This window comes from Mesorhizobium sp. CO1-1-8 (assembly GCF_020164875.1).
Classification (GTDB): domain Bacteria; phylum Pseudomonadota; class Alphaproteobacteria; order Rhizobiales; family Rhizobiaceae; genus Mesorhizobium.
The window spans coordinates 63,526-88,325 of sequence record NZ_JAIUGZ010000020.1; the positions used below are offsets into that span (position 1 = coordinate 63,526).

18 protein-coding genes are annotated in these 24,800 nt (G+C 64.4%); 7 read left to right on the forward strand and 11 right to left on the reverse strand.

The annotated features are described in order from the left end of the window. Window positions 1-118: 118 nt before the first annotated feature. On the reverse strand, window positions 119-748 hold the full coding sequence (upp, locus tag LB558_RS28855) for a uracil phosphoribosyltransferase (protein WP_015315749.1): 630 nt from the start codon (window positions 746-748) through the stop codon (window positions 119-121). Between the two features lie 146 nt (window positions 749-894). Next, entirely contained in the window at window positions 895-1,869 is a 975-nt protein-coding gene (locus tag LB558_RS28860; protein ID WP_224700635.1) for an adenosine deaminase, read from the reverse strand. A gap of 134 nt (window positions 1,870-2,003) precedes the next feature. On the opposite strand from LB558_RS28860, the gene ubiE reads away from it, so the two are divergent. From ubiE to coaBC, 3 genes are all read left to right on the forward strand, one after another. Further along, window positions 2,004-2,780, forward strand: a complete 777-nt coding sequence (gene ubiE / locus LB558_RS28865) for a bifunctional demethylmenaquinone methyltransferase/2-methoxy-6-polyprenyl-1,4-benzoquinol methylase UbiE (protein WP_224700636.1) — start codon at window positions 2,004-2,006, stop codon at window positions 2,778-2,780. Between the two features lie 70 nt (window positions 2,781-2,850). Continuing rightward, a complete protein-coding gene (ubiB, locus tag LB558_RS28870; RefSeq protein WP_224700637.1) occupies window positions 2,851-4,425 on the forward strand; it encodes a 2-polyprenylphenol 6-hydroxylase in 1,575 nt (524 codons plus the stop codon). Window positions 4,426-4,505: 80 nt separating this feature from the next. Then, window positions 4,506-5,969 carry a bifunctional phosphopantothenoylcysteine decarboxylase/phosphopantothenate--cysteine ligase CoaBC gene (gene coaBC / locus LB558_RS28875; RefSeq protein WP_224700638.1) on the forward strand — a complete coding sequence of 488 codons (1,464 nt, stop codon included), beginning with the start codon at window positions 4,506-4,508 and terminating at the stop codon, window positions 5,967-5,969. An 85-nt stretch (window positions 5,970-6,054) separates the two neighbouring features. Here the strand turns inward: coaBC and LB558_RS28880 are convergent, their stop codons facing one another. Both LB558_RS28880 and LB558_RS28885 read right to left on the reverse strand, forming a co-directional pair. Continuing rightward, entirely contained in the window at window positions 6,055-6,633 is a 579-nt protein-coding gene (locus tag LB558_RS28880; protein ID WP_224700639.1) for an invasion associated locus B family protein, read from the reverse strand. Between the two features lie 33 nt (window positions 6,634-6,666). After that, entirely contained in the window at window positions 6,667-15,000 is an 8,334-nt protein-coding gene (locus LB558_RS28885; RefSeq protein ID WP_263495444.1) for an autotransporter outer membrane beta-barrel domain-containing protein, read from the reverse strand. 585 nt (window positions 15,001-15,585) lie between these two features. On the opposite strand from LB558_RS28885, the gene LB558_RS28895 reads away from it, so the two are divergent. Together LB558_RS28895 and LB558_RS28900 are read left to right on the forward strand one after the other, a co-directional pair. Continuing rightward, window positions 15,586-15,894, forward strand: coding sequence for a hypothetical protein (locus LB558_RS28895; RefSeq protein WP_224700641.1), 309 nt, complete (start codon window positions 15,586-15,588; stop codon window positions 15,892-15,894). A 127-nt stretch (window positions 15,895-16,021) separates the two neighbouring features. After that, on the forward strand, window positions 16,022-16,498 hold the full coding sequence (locus LB558_RS28900; RefSeq protein WP_224700642.1) for an NUDIX hydrolase: 477 nt from the start codon (window positions 16,022-16,024) through the stop codon (window positions 16,496-16,498). A 4-nt stretch (window positions 16,499-16,502) separates the two neighbouring features. On the opposite strand, the gene LB558_RS28905 is transcribed toward LB558_RS28900, so the two are convergent. The 5 genes from LB558_RS28905 to LB558_RS28925 form a co-directional block, all read right to left on the reverse strand. Then, window positions 16,503-17,354 carry a citryl-CoA lyase gene (locus LB558_RS28905; RefSeq protein WP_224700643.1) on the reverse strand — a complete coding sequence of 284 codons (852 nt, stop codon included), beginning with the start codon at window positions 17,352-17,354 and terminating at the stop codon, window positions 16,503-16,505. After that, the gene (locus LB558_RS28910; RefSeq protein ID WP_224700644.1) at window positions 17,351-18,535 is read right to left on the reverse strand and encodes a CaiB/BaiF CoA transferase family protein; all 1,185 of its coding nucleotides are present in this window, start codon (window positions 18,533-18,535) and stop codon (window positions 17,351-17,353) included. Before LB558_RS28910 ends, LB558_RS28905 begins: the two co-directional genes overlap by 4 nt. 15 nt (window positions 18,536-18,550) lie before the next feature. Beyond that, window positions 18,551-20,074 carry a tripartite tricarboxylate transporter permease gene (locus LB558_RS28915; RefSeq protein WP_127259888.1) on the reverse strand — a complete coding sequence of 508 codons (1,524 nt, stop codon included), beginning with the start codon at window positions 20,072-20,074 and terminating at the stop codon, window positions 18,551-18,553. Between the two features lie 4 nt (window positions 20,075-20,078). Next, window positions 20,079-20,615: a tripartite tricarboxylate transporter TctB family protein gene (locus LB558_RS28920; protein ID WP_224700645.1), complete on the reverse strand. Its 537-nt coding sequence runs from the start codon at window positions 20,613-20,615 to the stop codon at window positions 20,079-20,081. Between the two features lie 125 nt (window positions 20,616-20,740). Continuing rightward, the gene (locus LB558_RS28925; protein ID WP_224700646.1) at window positions 20,741-21,715 is read right to left on the reverse strand and encodes a Bug family tripartite tricarboxylate transporter substrate binding protein; all 975 of its coding nucleotides are present in this window, start codon (window positions 21,713-21,715) and stop codon (window positions 20,741-20,743) included. A gap of 183 nt (window positions 21,716-21,898) precedes the next feature. Between LB558_RS28925 and LB558_RS28930 the strand changes: the two genes are divergently transcribed. Beyond that, entirely contained in the window at window positions 21,899-22,669 is a 771-nt protein-coding gene (locus LB558_RS28930; RefSeq protein WP_224700647.1) for an IclR family transcriptional regulator, read from the forward strand. Between the two features lie 142 nt (window positions 22,670-22,811). Here LB558_RS28930 and LB558_RS28935 read toward each other — a convergent pair whose 3' ends face one another. Continuing rightward, window positions 22,812-23,345 (reverse strand): GNAT family N-acetyltransferase, encoded by a 534-nt coding sequence (locus tag LB558_RS28935; RefSeq protein WP_224700648.1) that lies wholly within the window; start codon window positions 23,343-23,345, stop codon window positions 22,812-22,814. Window positions 23,346-23,543: 198 nt separating this feature from the next. Here LB558_RS28935 and LB558_RS28940 point away from each other — a divergent pair, with 198 nt between their 5' ends. Continuing rightward, window positions 23,544-23,999, forward strand: coding sequence for a DUF2214 family protein (locus LB558_RS28940; protein WP_224700649.1), 456 nt, complete (start codon window positions 23,544-23,546; stop codon window positions 23,997-23,999). Here the strand turns inward: LB558_RS28940 and nth are convergent. Continuing rightward, window positions 23,993-24,799 (reverse strand): endonuclease III, encoded by an 807-nt coding sequence (nth, locus tag LB558_RS28945; RefSeq protein WP_224700650.1) that lies wholly within the window; start codon window positions 24,797-24,799, stop codon window positions 23,993-23,995. The genes LB558_RS28940 and nth overlap by 7 nt on opposite strands. Window position 24,800: the final 1 nt, after the last annotated feature.

Below are 24,800 nucleotides of genomic sequence, written 5' to 3' on the forward strand. Positions count from 1 at the left end.
CGCGCGGCGCTGTAGTGACAGCCGATCGTTAAGCCCGGATGGTGTTTGCCGCTTTAACGGGCGCCAAAACCGCGCCTTTGCGTAAATATTTGGTAAATCGTACCGACTTTGCCTGATATTACTTGGTCCCGTACATGCGGTCGCCGGCGTCGCCGAGGCCGGGCATGATATAGCCCTTCTCGTTGAGCTGGCGGTCTATCGAAGCGGTGAAGACGGGAACGTCCGGATGCGCCTTGGTGAAGCGCTCGATGCCTTCGGGCGCCGCCAAGAGGCAAAGAAAACGGATGTTGGTGGCGCCGCGCTCTTTCAGCTTGTCGATCGCCGCGATCGCCGAATTGGCGGTGGCCAGCATCGGATCGACGACGATCACCAGCCGGTCGGCGAGATCGCTCGGCGCCTTGAAGAAATATTCGACCGCTTCCAGCGTTTCGTGATCGCGGTAGAGACCGACATGGGCGACCCGCGCCGCCGGTACCAGGTCGAGCAGGCCTTCCAGCAAGCCGTTGCCGGCGCGCAGCACCGAGGCGAAGACCAGTTTCTTGCCCTCAAGCGTCGGCGCTTCCATGGTTTCCATCGGCGTTTCGATGGTCGTCGTCGTCAGTTCGAGATTGCGGGTAACCTCGTAGCCGAGCAACAGCGATATCTCGCGCAGCAGCCGGCGAAAGCCAGCCGTCGAGGTTTCCTTCTTGCGCATGATGGTCAGCTTGTGCTGGACAAGCGGGTGGTCGACGACGGTGACGCCCTTCATGGTGTTCTCCTGATGCCTGCGCCCGAAAATGCGCGCATGGCCCTTTCGGACGCGCCGCGCTTCAAGCTGCCTGGGCGAACCCTAGCGGCAATGCGCCGGCCAAGGAACCGCTTGGCCCGCACCGACCACAGCTTTGTCGGCGGAAATCAGCGCGCCGCGCCGTTCAACCGGGCAAGAAGAGCCGTCTTGGTCTTTTTGTCGACGAAAGCGGCCTCGATGGCCGTTCTGGTGACGGCGGCCAGCGCCTTTTCGTTCATCGAGAAATGCTCGGCGGCAATGTCGTATTCGCGCTTCAGCGAGGTCCAGAAATAGGGCGGATCGTCGGAATTGAGCGTCACCTTGCAGCCGGCCGCCTGCAGGGCCGGAAACGGATGATCGGCGAAACTGTCGAACACCTTGAGCGCTATGTTGGAACCGGGGCAGCATTCCAGCACGACGCCCTCGTCGGCGATGCGCCGGACGAGGTCCGGGTTCTCGATGGCGCGAACGCCATGGCCGATGCGGGACGGACGGATATGATCGAGCGCCGCCTGGACCGTCTCCCAGCCCGTCAGTTCGCCGGCATGGATGGTGATGCCGAGCCCCGCCTCACGGGCGATCTCGAAAGCCCTGACATAGTCCTCCATATCGCCGATGCGCTCATCACCGGCGACGCCGAAACCGGTGACCAGCGGATGCCCGCAGCGCGCCGCGAAGCGTGCCGCCTGCTCGATCGACTCGACGCCGACATGGCGCACGCCGGTGACGATCATGCGGCCCTCGATGCCGGTCTTGGCCTTGGCACGGGCCATGCCTTCGCCGAGTGCATCGGTATAGGCCTTGGGCGACAGGCCGGACTTTTTCGCGTGGTCCGGCGAGGTGAACACCTCGGAATAGATGGCGCCATCGCGAGCGAGACTGGTCAGATAATGGTCGGCCAGCCGCGCATAGTCCTCCTCGGTCCGGAACAGATCGGCGGAAAAATCATAAGCCGCCAGGAAGGAGGTGAAATCGTGCCACACGAAGGAACCGTTCTGGATATAGGGCGAGGTGTCCTTGCCGTATTTCTGCGCCTGGCGGATGACGAGTTCGGGCGCCGCTGCCCCTTCGATGTGGCAGTGCAGTTCCGCTTTCAAAGGCATTCAATCATCCCGTCGGTCCGTCCAGGTCTCGAAAACCCGCCACCTGGAAGCGCGGCTGAACACCGCGCCTTAAACAATAGCGCCCGCACCATCGATCGGCTATGGTCCCGCCGGTTTTATGACGGATCAAAAAAATGTCAGTTGAGAGAACCACGGCCGCGGGCGGCATGGAAACCTCCTATGGTTTCAAGCGTGTAGGGGCTGGCGACAAGCAGTCCCTGGTCAACGATGTTTTCCACAAGGTCGCCAACCGCTACGACCTGATGAACGATCTGATGTCGGCCGGCCTGCACCGGCTGTGGAAGGACGCCATGGTCACTTGGCTCAATCCTCCAAAAAGGCCCGGCTGGCGCGTGCTGGACGTTGCCGGCGGCACCGGCGACATCGCCTTCCGCATCGTCGATGCCAGCCACGGCAATGCCCAAGCCACCGTGCTCGACATCAATGGCTCGATGCTGGCCGTCGGCCGCGACCGGGCCGAAAAGAAAGGCCTGTCCGGCAACACCGATTTCGTCGAGGCCAATGCCGAGGAACTGCCCTTTGCCGACGCCACATTCGATGCCTACACCATCGCTTTCGGCATTCGCAACGTCCCGCGCATCGAGGTGGCCTTGGGCGAAGCGCTTCGCGTGCTGAAGCCCGGCGGGCGCTTCCTGTGCCTGGAGTTTTCCGAGGTCGAGATGCCGCTGCTCGACAAGGCCTACGAAGCCTGGTCGTTCAACGCCATCCCCAAGATCGGCAAGATGGTCACTGGCGACGGCGAACCCTATTCCTATCTGGTCGAATCGATCGCCAGGTTTCCCAATCAGCAGAATTTCGCGACGATGATTTCCCGCGCCGGTTTCGACCGCGTTTCCTTCCGCAACTATTCCGGCGGTATTGCGGCACTTCATTCGGGCTGGAAGCTTTGAGGCCGGTCCGCATTTCTCACAATCGACGCGTGCGATGCCGGTTCGAAGAGCCGGCAGGACGGGCGCGGCCATGAGCACGGTCAGTGCTGGATTTCGGCTCGTAAGGGCCGGCTGGGTGCTGGTGCGCGAAGGCGTCGTCGCCGCCTTGCCGGGCGAGGAATTGTCGGGCCTGCCGAAATTCGGCTGGCGGCTGGCACGGCTGTTCACCCGCCGTCGCGCGCTTGCCTATGAGCGCAGCGACCGGCTGGCCAAGGCGGTCGTCCGGCTCGGTCCCTCCTACGTCAAGCTCGGCCAGTTCCTGGCGACACGGCCCGACGTGGTCGGCAACGACATGGCGCTCGATCTCGCCATGTTGCAGGACAAGATGCACACCTTCCCCAGGGCTGAAGCCATCGCGGCTATCGAAGCCTCGCTCGGGCGCAAGGTAGGCGATCTCTACGCGCAATTCGGCGATCCGGTCGCGGCCGCCTCCATCGCCCAGGTCCATGCCGCCGATACCACGCATGACGGCGTTGCCACCAAGGTGGCGGTGAAGGTGATCCGGCCGGGCGTGCGCCGCCGCTTCTTCCAGGACCTCGAAAGCTATTTCCTCGCTGCCCGCCTGCAGGAAAAATACATCCCGTCGTCACGCCGGCTGCGGCCGGTCGAAGTGACCGAAACACTGGCGCAGACCACCAAGATCGAAATGGATCTGAGGCTCGAGGCGGCGGCCCTCTCCGAACTTGGCGAAAACACAAAAGACGATCCCGGCTTTCGCGTGCCATCGGTCGATTGGGAGCGCACCGGCCGCGACGTGTTGACCATGGAGTGGGTCGACGGCGTCAAGATGAACGACATTGCCGGCCTCGACGCTGCCGGCCACGATCTGAAGGCGATCGCCGCCAACCTCATCCAGTCGTTCCTGCGCCACACGCTGCGCGACGGCTTCTTCCACGCCGACATGCACCCGGGCAACCTCTTCGTCGAGGCAAACGGCACGATCGTCGCCGTCGATCTCGGCATTGCCGGACGTCTCGGCAAGAAGGAGCGCCGTTTCCTCGCCGAAATCCTCTACGGCTTCATCACGCGCGACTATCTGCGCGTCGCCGAAGTGCATTTCGAGGCCGGCTATGTGCCGCGCCAGCACAATGTCGCGGCCTTCGCGCAGGCGATTAGGGCGATCGGCGAACCGATCCATGGCCAGCCGGCCGAGACCATCTCGATGGCCAAGCTTCTGACGCTGCTGTTCGAGGTCACCGAGCTCTTCGACATGGCGACGCGGCCCGAATTGATCCTGCTGCAGAAGACCATGGTGGTGGTCGAGGGCGTGGCGCGCACGCTCGACCCGGCCTTCAACATGTGGAAGACGGCCGAGCCGGTGGTCGGCGACTGGATATCAGGCAATCTTGGACCGCGTGGCATGATGATCGATGCGCGCGATGGCGCCAAGGCGCTGCTGACGCTGGCCCGCCAGGTGCCCGAGCTTGCGGCGCGCACCGACCGACTGTCGCGCGAGATCGACCTGATGGCGGAGCACGGCCTGCGCTTCGACGAAACCACCGCCCACGCCATCGGCAAAGCCGAGGCGCGCTACAGCCGCTCCGGCCGCTGGGCACTCTGGGTGATCGCGCTGACGCTCGTCTATATCGCCTGGAAAATCATCTAGCGGTCTGCCACGAACGGCTTGTCCCAAAGTGATTGCATTGCTATCATTGCAATCGGCAATGTTGAGCAGAGTGCAATCATATGGCCAGCATCACCATTCGCAATCTTGACGACGAGGTCAAGGATCTGCTGCGCCGGCTCGCGGCGGAGAACGACCGCTCGATGGAAGAGCAGGCGCGGGTCATGATCCGCGCTGCCGTCGAAGGCCAGCTTGGCTCGGCCGGCCGCATCGGTCAGATCGAACAGACCTTGCGCGAACTGGCGAGCGCACGCGGCTTGGCCGCCCCAGATGTCGCGGGGAAAATCATACCGCGCGGCCTATCCGGCAAGCGCATCCTGCTCATCATCGGCGGCGGCATCGCCGCCTACAAGGCGCTCGATCTGATCCGCCGGCTGCGCGAGCGCGGGGCCACGGTTCGGGTGGTCATGACATCGGCCGCACAGGAATTCGTCACCACGCTGTCGGTCGGCGCGCTCTCCGCCGACCATGTCTTCACCGAGCTGTTCGACCGCAATGACGAGCACGATGTCGGCCACATCAGGCTGTCGCGCGAGGCCGATCTGCTGGTGGTGGCGCCTGCCACCGCCGACTTGATGGCGAAGCTCGCAAACGGCCACGCCAACGATCTGGCCTCCACCGTGCTCATCGCCACCGACAAGCCGGTGCTGATGGCGCCGGCCATGAACCCCAGAATGTGGGCGCATCCGGCCACCCGCCGCAACCGCGCGACGCTGCAGAAGGACGGCGTCACCTTCGTCGGTCCGGCCAAGGGCGAGATGGCCGAAAGCAATGAAGCGGGCGAAGGGCGCATGGCCGAACCGCTGCAGATCGTCGCCGCGATCGAGGCGCTGCTCGATGTCGGCCCCAAACCGCTGTCGGGGCGCAAGATCATCGTCACCTCCGGCCCGACGCATGAGCCGATCGACCCGGTGCGCTACATCGCCAACCGTTCGTCGGGCAAGCAGGGCCATGCCATCGCAGCGGCATTGGCTAGGCTCGGCGCCGATGTGCACCTCGTCTCCGGCCCTGTCGGCATCGCCGATCCGGCAGGCGTGAAGACCATCCATGTCGAACGTGCGCAAGAGATGCGCGACGCGGTGGAACGGCTCCTGCCCGCCGATGCGGCGGTGTTCGTCGCCGCCGTGGCCGACTGGCGAACCGAGAATTCAGCCGGTGAGAAGATCAAGAAGGTCGTGGGCAAAGGGCCGCCGGTGCTGCGCATGGTCGAGAATCCCGACATCCTCGCCGGCGTCGGCCATCACAGGCAGCGACCCGGCCTGGTTATCGGCTTCGCCGCCGAGACACAGGATCTCTTGCGCAACGCCGAGGCCAAGCTCAAGAAAAAAGGCGCCGATCTCATCGTTGCCAACGACGTGTCGCAGGGAAGCGGCGTCGGTTCTTCGGGCGTGATGGGCGGCGATCGCAACCGGGTGCGGATCGTGTCAAAGGCCGGCGTCGAGGAATGGCCAGAGATGAGCAAGGACGATGTGGCGGCGCGGCTCGCCGCCTTGATCGCCGAAAGGCTTAAAACGATCGTCGTTTGAGCTGAAAGACGTTCTGCTGCAGTGACGCACCGCCCTGCCGCGAGACGGCATTCAGGCGGCGCGCTTCAAGTCCTGCGGCTCCACATCAATTGGTCAAAAGCTCGGCGGTCCGGGCAAGCGCGCCGGCGAAGCCGTTGAGCGGAATGGAAAAACTCACCGCTTGTCCGGTGTCTGCCGCGAAAGCGTCGATCTTCAGTGTGGTGCCCGATTTCAGCAGCGGCGTGACAGTCGCATCGAACACCACCGGCACCAGACAGCCGACGACCTGGCAGGTGTTGAACGCCAGGCTGCCGTCCAGCTTCTGATCGTCGATGGTCAGGCTCACCCCCTTGGCCAGCGCCAGGCCGAACGGCAGCGCAAGCGTTCCCGTGGCATCCTCGCCGGTCTTGCTCGACAGCTCGATCGCCAGCAGCCGCTGATTGTTTTGCTTGTTGAATTGCTGATGCGACAGGCTGCAGGTCTTGGTCGCGCCTGATATCTGGCAATTGACCGTCCAGTCGCCATGGGTTTCGGACAGTGCCGACGCGCCGCCGGGCAACTGCGGCGCATCGGCGGCAGCCGGCGCCGCGACCGCCTTGTCGCTCTTGGTTTGCGCCGCCACGGCCGGCACACCGACGGTGCAGGCAGCACCCAGCATCGCCGCGAAATACACGTACTTCCTCATCAAGATCCCTCCCCCCGGCTCCGCCTCGGCCAGCTAGAAGCTGACCTTGAGAGACGCGCTGATCGCGTTCTGCTTAACCGTCTCGCCGAAGGCGCCATTATACCTGACGGACATGCCGACGCCATTGACGCCATTCAGCTCAAGGCCGGCGCCGACCCGATAGAGCGGCGAATCGACGGCTTCCGTCAAGTGCAATGCGGGGTTGCCAGGCAGATTCTCCGCCGCCGCGAAGCGACCTTCGATTTCCCACTCCTTGTTGGAAAACTCCACGCCAGCCTTGCCATAGACGCGAAGGCTGGCAATGTCGCTGAGTGCAATGTCGGTGCCGACTTCAAAAGCCGGCGTCGCCGAATAATACATATTGGCGCTGCCGTCGAAGTTGAAGCCGGCAACCGAGCCCGCTTCCTTCCCGGAAACACGCAGCCAGCGCGCGTCGAACTGCAACGTCGGCTGCAGGTAGAAAGCACCCATCTCCTGCGTTATGCCGAGCCGCGCCGAACCACCGAACTGGGCGGTTTTCTGCGTGTAGGTGACACTGTTGCCGATGCCAGGCAGCAGTGCCTCCGGCAGATAATCGCCGATCAGCGTTTCGCCCGGAATGAAGGCCACCTGATCGAGATGCGTGTCACGCTCGCCCTTGAAGGAGCCGGTGCCGCCGCCGACTGCGAAGTCGATGAAGTAGTTCTTGTCGGCATATTTCGCCAGCGCGTAGGCCTGCCAGGATTCGCCTGTCGTGGCCGACAGCAATTCGCCGTTGAAATCGATCTTCGAGTCGAATTCGGTCCGGCCTATCGTTGCGCCGAGCGACCAGTGCTGGCCGACTTCGCCGATGCCGCCAAGCGACATCGTCTTCATGACGTCGTCTCGGCCGGTGGTTCCGGCACCCGCGTCGCGGCTGTACTCGGCCTGCGGACTGATCGATGCCCAGACACAGCGGCCGTCGGGGTTCTTGTAGGCGGGAACGCCGGTGCATTCGCGCGCCGCCTCCAGCATGATGTCTGTGGAGCGGTTGATCATCTCGAATGTGTGCACGGCATAGTGCGGCGTCAGCCGCGTCAGAGCCGCGCCGAGCTCCATTTCATCGGGCAGGAAGCGCAGCATGTTGATCAGAAGCGCCATCGGATTGTCTGGGCTCGATGAAGCCTCGACATCGTCGAGATACTGCGCCATCTGGAAGACACCGGGATCGGTCGTGCCGGAGTTCGGATCCTGTGCCAACTCCAGGAAGGTCGGATTGTCGGCGTAGAGAACCAGATCCGTTCCGCCGACCACCTTGGTCTGGAAGTTGAAGCCGACCGCCGGATGCAGCGTCGTCGGCGTGATGCCGGAATCGGTCATCGCCGATCCCTTGGCCAGCACATATTCGGTGAACAGTTTGTCGATTGACAGGAAGTTCAGCGGCGCCTCGCCGTCGAAGTCGCCGGCCGCGCTCAGCGCCAGGGCATCCGTGATCTGGTTGTTGAGATCGACGTCGGTGACGAAGTCGCCCGAGAGCATCTGCGTGAATCCCCCGGTGACATCTACCTTGGCCACGACGCCGATGCCCTGGTTGGTAAACAGCCCGTCATTGGTGAACTTGCCGCCGCCGAGATCGATGGTCTTGAGGCCGACCATCGAGGCGTCGGCGATATTGTGGAAGCTGTTCGTGCCGCCGCCGAGATCCATGTTGCCGATCACCCGTCCGAGCGTGCCGGCAATCTTCGAATTCTCCACATGGTCATCGCCCGATGTGCCGGTGATAGCCAGTGGGCTGAAATCGTCCAGAAGCGATTCCAGGATCGCATTCGTCGGCACGACGGGACCGGGCGCCAACAGGAAGGCTTGGAATGCCTGGAATTGCGACGCCTGGATGGTGAAGCTCGGCGTTGCGCCCATTGCATAGAGCAGGCTGTGATTAATCAGATTGTTGTCCGCACCGCCGACAAGCATCACCGCCACGCCGGTTCCGGCACCGCCGATCGTGTACTGGCCATTCAGGTTGATGGTGATGTTGCCCTTGGCGCCCTTGGCCGTGCTCTCGCCATAGACAGCCACGGAATCCGCACCTTGCGCGAACAGGCTGGACCTTGCTGTCAGCGTGACCGCACTGGAGTTGCCTTGGCCGGTCGCGCTCTGGCCGAACAGCGCGTAGCTTTCCGCGCCCCAGACTGCGATCTGGCTGTTCGCCGTCGCCTTGGCGGCACTGGCATCGCCAATACCGCCGGCCGAGCCGGCGCCCTTGTTCAGGCCGCCCGCGATACCACCACCGCCACCGACCGCCTGCGCGACGATGCCATGCGAGCGCAGACCCGTGGTTTCGATCTCACCGGTTTGGATGACCTCGACGGTGCCACCGACGCCCTTTGATCCGTCCAGCATTTCCAAGGTCAAGCCATCGGGGCCGTCACCGTCGTCACTGGTCGCGAACCGGCCGAAGCTGGTCCCGCCGATGCCGCCGCCGCCGCCCACGGATTGCGCGACAATGGCGATGGAATCCGTGCCTTCGGTGATGATCGTGCCGGTGCGCTCGACATAGACGTTGCCGCCGTCGCCACCCGCGCCGCCAAGTCCGCCAACGCCCAACGACACCTTGGCCTTGCCGGAAGCATCGGCGCCCATGCCGCCGCCGCCGCCGACGGATTGCGCAACCACGCCATGCGCCAAGGCGCCCGTGGTGTGGATGTCGCCGGCGACCAGCACCTCGACATAGCCACCCTTGCCGCCAAAGCCGCCGTTTACGCCGACTTGAAGCGAGTAAGAGCTGTCGCCTTCGGACGAATTGGTCATCGAACCGCCGAAGCCGCCACCGCCGCCGACCGACTGTGCGAATATGCCGATGGCACCAGCGCCGGATGTGTTGATGGTACCCGCGTTGTGATGAACGTAAACATCGCCGCCGTTTGCACCGGCACCAACCACCTTGTTGGGGCCAAGCGTATCGGCGAGCGCCAGCTGAATGCCAATGGCCGTGCTGCCGTCCGAAGCCTGCGTCAAGGAACTCGACGCGCCGCCGCCGCCTCCGATCGATTGCGCGAAGATGCCGTGCGACATGACGCCGAGAGTGGTGATATTGCCGTAATTCGTAACCCGCACAGTGCCGCCGTCAGCGCCGCCTGCGCCTGTTCCACCGAGTTGCAAGGTCACGGTCGTATCGCCACCCGTGGCCTGGCTGTTGCCCGCGCCGGCCGACCCGCCGCCACCGCCCACGGACTGCGCGAAAATGCCGTCCGCATTGTCACCGGCGGTCATTATGACGCCCGTCGCGTTGTTGGTGACCGTTACGTCGCCGCCCTTGCCGCCCTTGCCGCCCTTGCCACTCAGCGATGCGGCGATCTGATAGTCCGCCTCCTCGCTGGTCGTCCCCGCCGCTCCACCACTGCCGCCACCGCCGCCGATGGATTGCGCCTGGATGCCATGCGAGCCATGACCGGTGCGCGCACCGGTCAAGAGATTCAGAGTGCCGGTCGTGATGATGCCGGAATTTTCAACGATCACGTTGCCGCCAGTCCCGCCGCCATCGGCAAAGCCGCCCACGACCAGATTCACCGTCAGTGTCGCGCCTGAGCCCCGGCTCTCGCCACCGCCGCCGGCGCCCCCGCTGCCGCCGATCGATTGTGCGAAAATGCCGACCGACCGATTGCCAAGGGTGCGGATTTCAGCAGTCACTTCGTTGGTGACGTAAACAAAGCCACCCAGGCCCGCCGCTCCGCCAAATCCACCCACGGAACCGCCGATCGCATACTCGGCCTCGACACCTGACGATGCCGCGCCGCCGATGCCGCCACCGCCGCCGACCGAACTTGCCGTGACGCCATTCGATTCGTCCCGATCCGTCTGGATCTTGGCGCTGTTGGTCACCTGGATCTCGCCGCCATTGCCGGCATCGCCGCCGGCCAATCCGATGCCCGCGCCGACCGAAACGGTCGCGCCGCCGCCATATTTGCCTTCGCTGGCCGCAGCCGCGGCACCGGCAACGCCACCGCCGCCGCCCACCGATTGCGCGATGATGCCGGCCGATCCATACCCACGGGTATGGATGTTGCCGGAATTGTTCACGATCACCTTCATGCCGCTGCTGCCGCTGTCGGGTCCGAGCGCATAGGTGCCCCACTCCGCTTGATTGGTGACGCCATCGCCATCGCGATCTCCGGTGGCGTCGCCGCCGCCGCCGCCGATCGCGAGGTTCGCGTCGACCGTGGTGCCCTCGCTGCTGCCGAGATTGTATGCCTTGGCGTCTGCCGAGCCGCCCGCGCCGCCGCCGCCGCCGATCGACTGCGCCAGGATGCCATTGGAGAAATCGCCATAGGTGTCGAGCATGCCGGAGTTTATGACGGTGACCGCGCCGCCATTGTTTCCGTCGCCGCCCTGGCCACCGATCGCCACATTGGCGTTGACGTTGACATTCGAGCCATTGCTGATCGACGCGGTCGCGCCGCTGGCCGAACCGCCCGAGCCGCCGCCGCCGCCGACCGACTGGGCGAGGATCGCGTTGCTGGTATTGCCGCTGGTGGTGATCTTGCTGGCATTGGTGACATTGACTGTACCACCGGTGTTGCCGGAGCCGCCCCAACCGCCGACCGTTACCGTGGCATTGACAGTGACAGTGCCACCCAGTCCGCCGGCGGCAGCCATGGAGTCGCCGCCGCTGCCGCCGCCGCCGCCGACCGACTGGGCGAGAATGCCATGCGAATTGTTGCCGGTTGTCACGATCGTACTGGTCGGATCGTTGAGACCGAAATTGACCGTCACGGTGTTGCCGCCGCCGCCGCCGCCACCCTTGCCGCCGATGGATGCGCCCAGATTGATGCTGACCGTGGGGCTGAAGCTGCCGGAATAGGTGCGGCTGCGACCGCCGTCGCCACCGCGGCCGCCGACCGATTGCGCCAGTATGCCGCCGCCATTGTCCGGATTGTAGCTACCCAGGACATCCGGATTTGCCACCGATGCGATGTGACCGTTGCCGGTGACCTCAACCGTGCCGCCGCTTCCGCCGGCACCGCCCGATCCGCCGACCGACACCGAAAGCGCACCTGCCGGATACGGATAGATATTCGCCGCCGCGGAGAAAGCGAACGCATCGCCGCCGCTGCCGCCATTGCCACCCACCGACTGCGCGAAAATGCCCTTGGCACCGCCGCCATTGACCATGATGTCGCCGGTGTGGTGAACGATGACGTTGCCGCCGACACCACCACCGCCGCCGCCGCCGCCGATCGACACGGAAATCGCCGCCAGACCGACCGATGCGGAGTTCGCGGCGCCACCATTGCCGCCGCCGCCGCCGACCGACTGCGCCAAGATGCCATGCGAAAGGCCACCATAGGTCCTGATATTGGCGTTGTTGGTGACGTCGACCAACTTGCCGTCGCCGCCCGCGCCGCCGCCGCCGCCAACCGAAACAGCCGCTGTCGTGCCGACGGCAAAGCTGAAGCCGCCATCGCCGCCGCCGCCGCCAACCGACTGTGCGAACAGGCCGATCGAGCCGTACTGCAGTGTCGTGATCTTATTGGTGTTGGTTGCACGAACCTCGCCGCCGTTGCCGCCACCGTCGCCACTGCCCGCGACGGATACAGCGGGGCCGAGACCAGCCGCGATCGAGAACCCACCGGAACCGCCGCCGCCGCCCACGGACTGCGCCAGGAAGCCGTGCGAGAAAAGACCGTCCGTTTTCAATTCGGCGCCGTTCGAAGCGGTCACGTTAAGTCCGATACCGCCGACGCTTCCATTGCCACCAACGCCGACATTGACGCCCGCCCCGGCTGAGATTGTCGAGCCGCCGGCACCGCCGCCGCCGCCGATGGATTGCGCGACAAAGGCATGGGAATATTCGCCTGAAGTCGAGATGCTGCCGCCACGAATCGTGGCGACGACCTCGCCACCGTTGCCGCCACCGGCGCCCTTGCCGCCGATACCGACGGAAACGGCCAGGGACCCTGCAAGCGAGAAGCCGCCGCTGCCGCCGCCGCCGCCTACAGACTGGGCAAGAACGCCTATCGACCGATCGCCGCCTGTGACGATTGTGGCGGTACCGACGTCGAGATCGACGCGTTCGCCATTGCTGCCCTTGCTTGATCCGCCGCCGACACCGACGGCAACCCCCGCCGAGAGATTGACCGAGAAGCCGCCATTGCCGCCGCCGCCGCCGATCGACTGAACGATAAGGCCGGCGGAATCGTTGCCGCGCGTGGTGATCGTGGTGGTGTTCGACGTATACTTGGCCGTGCTGGTGGTGCCACCCACGTCGCCAGCGCCGCCAATGCCGACCGCAACGGCGAAGCTGCCCGTGAACGCGCCGCCGCCATTGCCGCCGCCGCCGCCGACCGACTGCACGATGATGCCCGCCGACCGATCCTGGAACGTATCGACAGTGCCGTTGAAAGTGGCGTCCGCGGCCATCGACTTGCCGCCGCCCGATCCGCTGCCGCCGACCGAGACCGCCGCGGCAACGCCGACCGCTCCCGAGAAGCCGCCATTGCCGCCGCCGCCACCGATGGATTGCACGATCAATCCGGTCGAATCGACTCCGTGCGTTTCGATCTTCTGCAGGCCGTCGGCCACCGTGCGGAAAAACACCTGGCCGCCATCACCGCCCTTGGACCCGCTTCCGCCAACCCCGATCGCCGCACCGAGGCTGCCCGCGACGTTGAAGCCGCCATTGCCGCCACCGCCGCCGATCGACTGCGCGATGAAGCCCGCGGAGCGGTCGCCGGAGGTCTTGATCGAACCGCCGCTGGTAACGTCCACCAGGCTGGCATTACCACCAGCAGCCCCGCCACCGCCCACGCCGACGGCGACACCGAGGGAAACGCTGACCGAGAAGCCACCATTGCCGCCGCCGCCGCCGACCGACTGTGTGACCACACCGGCCGAATCCGCACCACCGGTGGTGACATCGGCATTACCGATGGTGTAGTGCACCTCGCCGCCGTCGCCACCTTTTGAACCCGAGCCGCCTACGGCGACCGAAGCGATCCCGCCGGCTGCGATAGCGCCGCCGCCATTGCCGCCGCCGCCGCCAACCGACTGCACGAGCATGCCGATCGCCGACCGGCCGTTTGTGCTGACGATAACGCCGTTTCCAGCCTGGTTGGCGGTGACGCTGCGGCCGTTTCCGGCGGTGCCACCACCGCCGCCAACCGCGACTGACGCCACGGAGCTGCCGATCGCAACCGCGTATCCGCCATTGCCACCGCCGCCGCCGACCGATTGTGCGAGGACGCCTATTGCGCCATCGCCGCCATTGTTGTCACCGCCGGTCCTGATTTCACCGCCGATGCCGGCAGTCACAGCTTCCGCGTTACCACCGCCATCACCTCTGCCGCCAGTGGAAACGAAAACGCTGCCGGCGCCACCGCCATTGCCGCCGCCGCCGCCGATCGATTCAACCAGCATGCCGATTGCGTTGGACCCGAAGGTCGTGATCTTGCCGGTATTGGTCGCACTGGCCTGCCCGCCATTATTTCCGTCCTCGCCGGATCCGCCTCCAGCGTAAAAGAGCCCGAAAGCGCCGCCACCATCACCGCCGGCGCCGCCGATCGACTGGACGACCAGTCCGCTGGCGGAGTCTCCGTGGGTCGTAATGGAACCGGAATTGTCGCCCGAAGCACTGCCGCCTTGGGTTGCACTCCCACCATTGCTGCCGGAGCCCGCGAAAAGTGTCGAGGTTGAATTTCCGTCGCCGCCTTTGCCGCCGGAGGAGCGAACAAGCATGCCGTACGAGAACGACCCCGAAGTTGTGACAGAACCGGCGTTGCTGCCGGTCGCCGTCCCGGCATTGCCGCCATTGCCGCCCTCGCCGGCATTGGCGTATCCGGCCGAAACGGCATTGCCACCGGTGCCGCCATCGCCGCCGCTCGCGTCGACGGCTATACCGACCGAATTTGCTCCGGTGGTTTCGATTATGCTCGAAACAGTCGCGGTCGCACTGGCAGTGCCACCAGCACCACCAGCTCCGCCGTCGCCCTCATCCGCGAAGAAAAGCCCTCCGCTGCCGCCGCCATTACCGCCTCTGCCCCCGGTAGCGGTTGCAACCATGCCGTGATGGAAGTCACCGTCCGTGAACAGCGTGGAGGTGGTGTTCGTGGCCGTGGCGCTGCCGGCGTTGTTGCCATTGCCGCCCTCGCCACCATTGCCTACCAACAACAGAAAGCCGTATCCGCCATTGCCGCCGTTGCCACCATCGGCCGTAACATCGAAGGCGCTGGTGAAATTGGGAGCCGGCGCTGGCACACTTTGGTCGATGTTGTTGACGTGCGTCGCGTTGCCACCCGCCCCTCCGTCGCCACCATCGCCGTCATAGCCGCTACCGTTGCCGCCGTTGCCGCCGTTGCCATTGATCAGGAGCTGTGCGTGAACGATGCCTGACGAGAGGGGCGAGAGCCCGGCCATCGCGGTGGCGCCGAGCAAGAACGCGAGGCGTTTCGGCAGAATTGCGAAACGCCTATTCGCAGGACTCGAAAACTCATGCGGAGCCCCTCTCTGACTGTCGAGAGCTGCCGCTGGATACGCGTTGCTTGTTTCCTCGCTGGTCGGTACGCAAGACTGAGAACGCGCGACAACGCGCTTTGAAAACAAAGCCATGCACTTACCCCCCTTTGCGGGGCGCCCCCCGATCCCTCCGGAGTCTGGCGCCACCGCTATAGTCTGCCCATGCAATTGCAATAAAAATGCCGGCACTGCACAATAAAGTTCAATGCATAAGGCCAGGGCGTTCGCATTCCCGCTTATGCAACGCTGGCTCAATTAGAATACATTAACTTGGTCCAGATGAAATCGAAAACTTACGTAACGGAGCCTGACCAAAGCCACTGACGTTTCATAGTCGTCATATGACGACTATCTGCGTTTCGCGGCCGGAATCGCAGAACAAAGCGATCGGACTGCCCGATTTCGTGATGCGTGACCCGCTGGCCATGGCATCGCCGCGCAAACGTCCTATATCAGTGGACAGAGTTTTTGCGCGGGAATGAGCGGATGTCGGCACTTCGGTCATCAACGATCTTCACAGTGGCAATGCTGGCCACGGCAGTGCTGGCGGGCGTTTGCCTGCCGGCTTCCGCGCAAGCGCTCAATTCCGCTACCGGCAACAATGCGCTGATCCGGCAGAACGACCTGCAAATCCTGCAAAACAGGATACAGCGGCAGCAATATCAGCAGCAACAGCAGCAGTACCGCGCCCAGGACCGCCAGATCGTTCAGCAACCGCCACCGGTCGTGCAGCAGCTCAAACCAAGCTGCCAGACCCAGATAATCGGCACCACCGCCGTGAGCAATTGCCGCTGACATCAAGGCCTTTTTCGTTTATTTAGCCGACTTATGTATTTCGAGTGTCTTCCGGCACATGCGAAAGTTTTGGTTTTGCAACGACGCACTGTCGCGCTATGCGGCATTGCATCGACTGGATTGACGAATGGCAGCCACCAAGAAGAAGGCCGTACGCAAGGCAAAGATGGGCGAGAGAATCCGCCAGGTGGCGGCTATTCCCTTTCGTCTGACCGCGCACCGCGACATCGAGGTTATGCTGGTCACGTCGCGTACCACCAGGCGCTTCATCGTCCCCAAGGGCTGGCCGATGAAGGGCAAGAGCGGACGCAAGGCGGCCACCATCGAGGCGCAGGAGGAAGCCGGCGTGCTCGGCAAGACGCTGAAACAGCCGGCGGGCACCTATTCCTACTGGAAGCGGCTGGCCAATCGCTTTGTCCGCGTCGACGTCATCGTCTATCTGCTCGAGGTAACGGAGGAACTGGCCGACTGGCAGGAAGCCAAACGACGCCAGCGCGCCTGGCTGGCGCCAGCCGACGCGGCCATGCTCATCGACGAGCCGGATCTTTCAACGTTGGTGAAGACGCTGAAGATTCCTCAGCCTTTGCAGGTGGACCAGGCATAAAACCTCACTCGCCGGGGTCATCGCTTTCGGGAAACGGCCGCACCGGCGTGCCGGTATAGGCCCACAGCCACTCGCGCGGCAGCGGCCCCTTGTTTCGCTCGGCCTGCTGCGACTGCTCCCAGGCATGCGCCAGGATGCCGACCGAGCGCGACAGCACGAAAAGCCCGCGCGTCAGCGGCGGCGGAAAACCGAGTTCGCCATAGATGACGGCGGTGGCGCCATCGATGTTGAGCGGTATTTTTTTCCCCTTGCGCCGCGCGACGTCAGCCTCGATCGCATCGGCGATGTCGGCGAAACGTCCATTGACGGCACCGCGTGCGGCAAATTCGCGGGTCAGTTCCAGCAAGCGCGGAGCGCGCGGGTCGACGGGATGGAAGCGGTGTCCGAGCCCCGGCACATAGCCCTTCTCCCCGGCGAAGAACCGGTCGAGCCGCGCCGAGACCGCTTCATTCAGCGTCATCCCGGCATCGATCGCCACGGCAATGTCGCCATAGAAGGAAAGCGCCTGCTCGCCGGCGCCACCGTGCACGTCGCCGAGAACGTTGATGGCCGAGGCCATGGCGCTGTTGATACCGACGCCGCAGGTTGCAGCCATACGCGCGATGGCGATCGATGGCGCCTGCGGTCCGTGGTCGACGGCGGCAGCCAAGGCAATACCGAGCAACTCTGCCTGATCCTCGCTGGGCAGTTCGCCGCGCAGCATCAACCAGATGACAGCCGGGAAGCTGACGCGGCCGATCAGATCCTGGATCTCGTAGCCGCGCAGCCGGATGACACCAGGCCGCATCTCGATGATGTCGGTCTGCCACCATTCCTCGCCGCGCTCACGGCCCGTCTTCTTCTCCGTGCCGCTCATGCGCGTGCCTTTGTCTTGGCGCGGGGTGGCAGGTCGGCGAACACCTCGCCCATATGTTCGCCGAGCGCCGGCGGCGGCTTTGTCGGCAAGGGCGCCTCGCCATCGACCATGAAGCCGCCGCGCAGAACGGTCAGCGGCTTGTCCATGCCAGCCACATCGTTGAAATTCGCGGTCACCTGGCGCTCGAGGACTTGCGGCTCGGCCAGCACTTGCGGGATCGTCAGCACCCTGCCGGCAGGCACGCCGGCGCGATTGAGCATCTCTTCCCAGGCCGCAGCCGGCGCGCCCACCAGGGCGTCCTCGATCTCGACTTTAAGCGCCGCACGGTTGCGCTTGCGCGTCTCGCGCTCGGCAAAGCGCACATCGGAAGCCAGTTCCGGCCGGCCGATCAGCCGGCACAGCGCCACGAACTGCTCCTGCTTGTTGGCGGCGATGTTGATGAGCCCGTCGCCGGTGCGAAATGCACCGGAGGGTGCCGCCGTCATGTTCTCATTGCCCATCGGCTTGGGGTCGATACCTGCGGTCAGATAGTTGGAAACCGGCCAGCCAAGTGCGGAAAGTGTGCATTCGAGCATCGAGACGTCGAGAAAGGCACCCTCGCCGCTCGTCTTCTGCCGCACCAGCGCCGAGGTGATGGCGAACGCGCCGACCAGTCCGCCAAGCGTGTCGGCCACGGGATAACCGACCCGCAGCGGCGCCGTTTCCGGTGTGCCGGTGATGCTCATGATCCCAGACAGGCCCTGGATGATCTGGTCATAGGCGGGATTGTCGCGCATTGGCCCGGTCTGGCCGAAACCCGATATCGCGCAGTAGACGAGGCCCGGACGGACCGTCTTCAGCGCCTCGTAGCCAAGCCCCAGCCGATCCATCACGCCGGGGCGGAAATTCTCGACCAGAGCGTCGGCGCTGGCCACCAGATCGAAAAAGCGCTCGCGATCGGCTTGCTTCTTGAGGTCGAGCACAACCGACCGTTTGCCGGCGTTCTGCGCCAGGAACGAGGCTCCCATGCCGGCGCTGTTCAGCGTTGGCGAGCCGCCGAGCTGGCGCGCCAGGTCACCGCCTTGCGGCGCCTCGACCTTGATCACGTCGGCGCCAAGCAGCGCCAGCTGATAGGCACAGTAGGGACCGGCCAGCACATTGGTCAGGTCGAGGACGCGAATACCGGAAAGCAGTGGTGTCATGGCATCACGGGTCGATCAGGCATCGCCGGGCACATGCTCCGGCCCACGCCGACGCCGATGCTCGATGAAGGCCCAGATATGCGGGCCGGCGAGGCCGATGAAGGCGAGCGTCAGCAGCGTCAGCGACAGCTTGTGGGTGTAAAACACCGACCAATCGCCATTCGAGATGGTCATCGCCCGGCGGAACTGGGTTTCGGCGAGCGGCCCGAGGATCATACCGATGATGACAGGCGCGGTCGGGAAATCGAACCGCCGCATCAGGAAACCGGCGGCCCCCAGGAGATAGAGGATGACGAGGTCGATGGGCGATTGCGAAATGCCATAGGTGCCGACCGTGGCGAACACCAGAATGCCGGCATAGAGCTGCGGCGCCGGAATTTTCAGCAGCCGCACCCACAGGCCGATCAGCGGCAGGTTGAGAATGACCAGGATGACGTTGGCGATGAACAGGCTGGCGATCAATCCCCAGACGAGGTCGCCTTGGGTCGTCAGAAGCAGCGGTCCGGGGTTTATGCCGTAGCTCTGGAACGCCGACAGCATGATCGCCGCCGTCGCCGAGGTCGGCAGGCCAAGCGTCAGCATCGGCACCAGCACGCCGGCTGCGGACGCATTGTTGGCGGCTTCCGGGCCGGCAACGCCCTCGATGGCGCCGACCGTGCCGAACTCCTCCTTGTGCTTCGACAGCTTCTTTTCGATGGCATAGGACAGGAAGGTCGGGATTTCGGCGCCGCCGGCCGGCATGGCGCCGATCGGGAAGCCGATCGCGGCGCCGCGCAGCCAGGGTTTCCACGAACGCCCCCACTCGGCCGCCGTCATGTAGAGCGAGCCCTTCAGCGGCACGATCTCGTCCTTGCCGGCATAGCGGCGCGAGGCCATGTAGAGCGTCTCGCCGACGGCAAACAGGCCAACGGCGGCGATGATGACGTCGACGCCGTCGAGCAGTTCGGTCATGCCGAAGGTGAAGCGCGGCTGGCCGGTTTGCAGGTCGACGCCGATCATGCCGATGACGAAGCCTGCGAACAGGCTGGTCAGGCCGCGCACGGACGAGGAGCCGAGCACCGCCGAAACGGTGATGAAGGCCAGCACCATCAGCGAGAAATATTCGGCCGGGCCGAAGGCCAGCGCGAACTTGACCACCACCGGCGCCAGGAAAGCGACGCCCATCGTGCCGATGGTGCCGGCGACGAACGAGCCTATCGCCGAAGTGGCGAGTGCCGCACCGCCACGGCCCGAACGCGCCATCCTGTTGCCTTCCAGCGCGGTGACGATGGTGGCGCTTTCGCCCGGCGTATTCAGCAGGATCGACGTCGTCGAGCCGCCGTACATGGCGCCGTAGTAGATGCCGGCGAAGAGGATGAAGGATGCCTCCGGCGCCACCTGATAGGTGATCGGCAAAAGCAGCGCGATGGTCAGCGCCGGCCCAAGACCGGGCAACACACCGATGGCGGTGCCAAGCGTGGTGCCAAGCAGGCACCACAGAAGGTTGACGGGGGTGAAGGCGACCGAGAAGCCATGTGCGAGATGTCCGAGCGTTTCCATGGCGTCAGCCCCTCAACATGGTGATGAACGCATCGATGACCGTGTTCAGCTGGTTCTCGATGAAACCGGCACCGATGTTGACGCCAAGCGCCCTGGCGAAGCCGAAATAGGCGGCCAGCGCCAGGATCAGACCGAGCACTGCGTCACGCAGCGTGCGCTTGCTGCCGAAGCCGTAGCAGACCAGAACGAACATGACGACCGAGGCGGCGGTGAAGCCGAGCGGCTGGATCAGCACCAGGTTCGCCACCAGTCCGTTAACGACGATGCCCATCGCCTTCCAGTCGGTCGGCGTCTCCTTTTCTTCCTCCGGCTGCCAGCCGCCGCGCAGCGCGGCGACGATGAGCAGCAGCGAAAGCACGATCATGCCGGTCATGGTGATATAGGGAAAGACGGTCGGCCCGACCTTGGAATAGAGCGGCGACACCGGGATCGCCAGGGTCTGCCAGGCGACGGCCCCGGCGCAGGCCAGAAGCCCGATGCCGATCAACAATTCCGGCACGGCAAGGCGCGACGGCGCCGCCTGCTGGTCGCTGGTGCTCATCGGTGTCCTCCCAAGGTGGCCGGCATCCTCCAGCCGGCCGCATCCGCAGTTTCGCCGCATCAATCATATGTCCATGCGGCAGGCGAAATGGGAAGGGGCGGCACTCTAACCGCCCCCTGAAGACATCAGGCGAGGCCGAGATCCTTGAGGATCGCGGTGATGCGGGCCGTGTCCTCGGTAAGGAATTTTGCGTAGTCGTCGCCAGTTAAAAGGATGGGCGTCCAGTTGCGGTTTTTGCACTCGGTTGCCCATGTATCGCTCTTGGCCATGGCCTCGATCATTTTGACCATCGCCGCCTTGTCGGCGTCGGAAATGCCCGGCGGTGCGAAGACGCCGCGCCAGTTGAACAGCTCGACATCGATGCCGGCCTCCTTCAGCGTGGGCGCATCGATGCCGTCCTGGCGCTTGTCTGCAGAGATGGCGAGCAGCCGCAGCGCGCCCGCCTTGACCTGCTCGGAGAACTCGCCAAAGCCGGAGATGCCGGCCGCGACCTGGTTGCCGAGCAGCGCCGACAACGCCTCGCCGCCGCCGGCGAACGGCACGTAGGACAGGTTTGTCGCCGGCACGCCGACGGTCTTGGCAATCAAGCCGAACAGGATGTGATCGGAACCGCCTGCGGAGCCGCCAGCGACAGGAACTTTTGTCGGATCGGCCTTGAGCGCGGCGACGAAATCAGCGGCCGTCTTGAACGGCGACTCCGCCGGCACGACCAGGGCCTCGAACTCGCCGGTGAGGCGGGCGATCGGGGTGACTTGCGTCAGGTTGTTCGCGGCCTTGTTGGCAATGATGGCGCCAACCATGACCATGCCGGCAACCATCAGGGAATTGCCTTTGCCGTTCCACTGGCTAATGAATTGCGGCAGCCCGACAGTGCCGCCGGCGCCGCCGACATTGGTGATCTGCGAACCGGAGATGAGCTTTTCACTGCGCAGCACCTGGTCAATCGTGCGCGCCGTCTGGTCCCAGCCACCACCCGGTGCGGCAGGCACGAAGAGCTGTATCTGGGGCGCACCCTCGGCGAAAGCGGGAGAAAGATGCGACGTCATCAGCCCGGCACCCACGGCTGCGGTGCTCATCAAAAACTTGCGTCTGTTCAGCATGGGATTCCTCCAAATCACGACACCTCCTCCGGTGCCCGCCAAAACGCGCCTGCATCCAGACCCGTCATCGATTTCAAGCAGATGTTACGGAGTTCTGTCAACGGAAACGATATTCTACTGGACAGAACGATTTGGCGGCGCGACACAGTCGCGTCGCTCGGCTTTCTTCAAACCGGAACCGCCATGGACTCGCCAAGCAAATCGGCAGATGCGAAAATCGACCGCGCGTCCACCGAAGGTGTTGCGGCACTCGATCGGGCGATTGCCATTCTCGATGCCTTCACCACCGATGACCGGTCGCTCAGCCTGGCCGAGATCGCGGCGCGCACCGGCCTCTACAAGAGCACCATCCTGCGGCTTGCCAATTCACTTTTGCGCGGACGATTGCTCGAGCGCCTCGACAATGGGCGCTACCGCGTCGGACCCGCGACCTTTCGGCTCGGTGCGCTCTACCAGCGTTCGGTCGTGGCGGTCGATATCCTGCTGCCGATCATGCGCGATCTTTCCGAGCGAAGCTGGGAGAGCGTTGCCTTCTATGTTCGCTCGGGCGACGTCCGCACCTGTCTATACCGCGTCGAATCCAAGCACCCGATCCGCTACACGATACGCGAAGGCGACGTATTGCCTTTGCTGCTCGGCTCGGGCGGCCGCGTGCTCGCAGCGTTTTCGGGCCAGCAGGGCGAACCCTACGAGACCATCCGCAAGACCTGCAATTGTCTCGCCGTCGGCGACCGCGACCCCGAGACGGGGGGCGTGTCGGCGCCGGTGTTCGGGCCGGGGGGCGTCCTGCTCGGCGCTTTGACGCTGGCCGGGCCCAGCACGCGCGTCGACGCGGCATTTCTGCAGCGCATGAAGCGTCCGCTGCTCGAGGCGGCAGCCCGCGCCACCCGCGCCTTCGGCGAGGACGCCTCAATGCTCGAGCAGGCAAGCCTGGCAGCGGACGCCATGCCGTAGAATGCGTCCTGGTTGGGAAGGCTCGCTCAGTTCAATTTGACCAGAACCACACGGCGGTACTTGGCGCGGTCCGCCTCGTCATCATTGCTGGCGACAGGCGCCATCATGCCGGCGCCCGCAGCGGTCAACCGCGCCGCTCAGGTCACCGCGCCAGCAGGATGGTCGGAGCGTCGTGATAGGTGGTCTTTACCACTTCCCGGTAACCGCACTTGGCAGCCACCCTCAGCGAAGCGCCGTTTTCCGGATCGATGATGCAGACGGTCTTCTCGCGCCCGAAAATCACTTCGCCCCACGCCAGGACGCGGCCAACCACCTCGGTGGCGAAGCCCGCACCGTGCACGGCCGGAATCAGCGCCCACCCGGCCTCGGGAATGCCTTCGATCGATGGTTCCATGTCGCGCTTGAGATCGTGAAACCCGGCCTCGCCGATGAAGCGCCCGGTCGCCTTCTCCTCGATCGCCCAGAAGCCATAGCCGAGCAACGACCACAGGCCGGCGTGACGCAGGAAGCGCATCCAGCTTTCTTCGCGCGTGCGCGGCTTGCCGCCGATGAAGCGGGTGACGACGGGATCGGTCCACATCGCGGCATAGGTGTCGAAATCGTCCAGCCGGTGTGCCCGCAGGATGGTTCGCTTCGTTTCGATGACAGGAGCACTGGTCGCTTGCGGATTGTTCATGGGATCTGCCTCGCACGGATCGTCAGCGCTTAGCAAATCGCCGGTGCGGCGCAAGGGGCCAGGGCAACACGGCCCATCATCCAGGCGCGCTATGGGAATTTTGCGAGACGGTGATAATTTCACGACAGGCTGATTCAACACCTGCCAGCGTGACCTTTTTCAGGCGCGCATTGGTGCCGTCAAACCGGGGGAAAGAGCATGGACACCACCGATCTTGTGCTTGCGATCTTCCATCATCTGCTGGTGTTTTCGCTGGCGGGGATCATCGGCGCCGAATTCGTCCTGATCCGCGGCGACCTGGGTGCTGCGACGCTCAAGAGGCTCGCCGGCATCGACCGCCATTACGGCGTCATCGCCGCGCTGATCATCGTCGTCGGCATCGGCCGCGTCTTCTATGGCCTCAAGGGCTGGGAATTCTACGTCTACAACTGGGTGTTCTGGGCCAAGATAGCGGCGTTCGGCGCTGTCGGCTTGCTGTCGATCATCCCGACCGTCCGCTTCATATCCTGGAACAGGCAGGCGAGCGGCAATGCCTCGTTCCAGGTGCCGGCGACCGAGCTTGCGTCCGTGAAGACCTATGTCCGCGCCGAAGCTTTCATCTTCCTGCTCATCCCGGTCTTCGCCGCGGCGATGGCGCGCGGCTACGGCTACTGATCGACCGCTGAAGCCATTTCGAGCGGTGCGATCGGCACCAGCGGTGCCGGCACATCGGTCGTCTTGACCTCGGCCTTGCAGATGTCGGCGATGACGCAGGCCGGGCAATCCGGCTTGCGCGCCTTGCAGACGTAGCGGCCATGCAGGATCAGCCAGTGATGTGCATGGCGCATATATTCGTCCGGAATGATCTTCAACAGTCCTTGCTCGACCTGTTCCGGCGTCTTTCCGGGCGCCAATCCAAGCCGGTTGCCGATGCGGAGAATGTGTGTGTCGACCGCCATCGTGTGCTGGCCGAAGGCCATGTTGAGCACGACATTGGCGGTCTTGCGCCCGACCCCGGGCAGCTTGACCAATTCATCGCGACTATCGGGTACCTCGCCGCCATGGTCGCGGATCAGCGTCTGCGACAGAGCAATCACATTCTTCGCCTTGTTGCGCCACAGCCCGATGGTGCGGATATATTCGCCGACCCTTGCCTCCCCCAGCGCCAGCATCTTGTGCGGCGTATCGGCGGCCTTGAACAACGCCCGCGTCGCCTTGTTGACCCCTGCATCCGTCGCTTGCGCCGACAGCACCACCGCGACCAGCAGCGTGAAGGCGTTGACATGTTCGAGCTCACCCTTCGGCTCGGGCCGCTGGACGGAAAAACGTCGGAATATCTCGCTCACTTCGGCCGGGCTGTAGCGTGACGCGCTTCGCGCCGGCCGCGGGCGCGGCTTTGCGTTCGAGCCATCGCGTCGTGCGGGCAACACCTCTTTTTTGGACAGGGAAGAATCTTTGGACTTGGGGCTTGCCATT

Bases quoted from the DNA above. Each gene is read 5' to 3' on its own strand.
- upp (WP_015315749.1), bottom strand. From the start codon at position 748: ATGAAGGGCGTCACCGTCGTCGACCACCCGCTTGTCCAGCACAAGCTG.
- LB558_RS28860 (WP_224700635.1), bottom strand. From the start codon at position 1,869: ATGCCTTTGAAAGCGGAACTGCACTGCCACATCGAAGGGGCAGCGGCG.
- ubiE (WP_224700636.1), top strand. From the start codon at position 2,004: ATGTCAGTTGAGAGAACCACGGCCGCGGGCGGCATGGAAACCTCCTAT.
- ubiB (WP_224700637.1), top strand. From the start codon at position 2,851: ATGAGCACGGTCAGTGCTGGATTTCGGCTCGTAAGGGCCGGCTGGGTG.
- coaBC (WP_224700638.1), top strand. From the start codon at position 4,506: ATGGCCAGCATCACCATTCGCAATCTTGACGACGAGGTCAAGGATCTG.
- LB558_RS28880 (WP_224700639.1), bottom strand. From the start codon at position 6,633: ATGAGGAAGTACGTGTATTTCGCGGCGATGCTGGGTGCTGCCTGCACC.
- LB558_RS28885 (WP_263495444.1), bottom strand. From the start codon at position 15,000: ATGGCCGGGCTCTCGCCCCTCTCGTCAGGCATCGTTCACGCACAGCTC.
- LB558_RS28895 (WP_224700641.1), top strand. From the start codon at position 15,586: ATGTCGGCACTTCGGTCATCAACGATCTTCACAGTGGCAATGCTGGCC.
- LB558_RS28900 (WP_224700642.1), top strand. From the start codon at position 16,022: ATGGCAGCCACCAAGAAGAAGGCCGTACGCAAGGCAAAGATGGGCGAG.
- LB558_RS28905 (WP_224700643.1), bottom strand. From the start codon at position 17,354: ATGAGCGGCACGGAGAAGAAGACGGGCCGTGAGCGCGGCGAGGAATGG.
- LB558_RS28910 (WP_224700644.1), bottom strand. From the start codon at position 18,535: ATGACACCACTGCTTTCCGGTATTCGCGTCCTCGACCTGACCAATGTG.
- LB558_RS28915 (WP_127259888.1), bottom strand. From the start codon at position 20,074: ATGGAAACGCTCGGACATCTCGCACATGGCTTCTCGGTCGCCTTCACC.
- LB558_RS28920 (WP_224700645.1), bottom strand. From the start codon at position 20,615: ATGAGCACCAGCGACCAGCAGGCGGCGCCGTCGCGCCTTGCCGTGCCG.
- LB558_RS28925 (WP_224700646.1), bottom strand. From the start codon at position 21,715: ATGCTGAACAGACGCAAGTTTTTGATGAGCACCGCAGCCGTGGGTGCC.
- LB558_RS28930 (WP_224700647.1), top strand. From the start codon at position 21,899: ATGGACTCGCCAAGCAAATCGGCAGATGCGAAAATCGACCGCGCGTCC.
- LB558_RS28935 (WP_224700648.1), bottom strand. From the start codon at position 23,345: ATGAACAATCCGCAAGCGACCAGTGCTCCTGTCATCGAAACGAAGCGA.
- LB558_RS28940 (WP_224700649.1), top strand. From the start codon at position 23,544: ATGGACACCACCGATCTTGTGCTTGCGATCTTCCATCATCTGCTGGTG.
- nth (WP_224700650.1), bottom strand. From the start codon at position 24,799: ATGGCAAGCCCCAAGTCCAAAGATTCTTCCCTGTCCAAAAAAGAGGTG.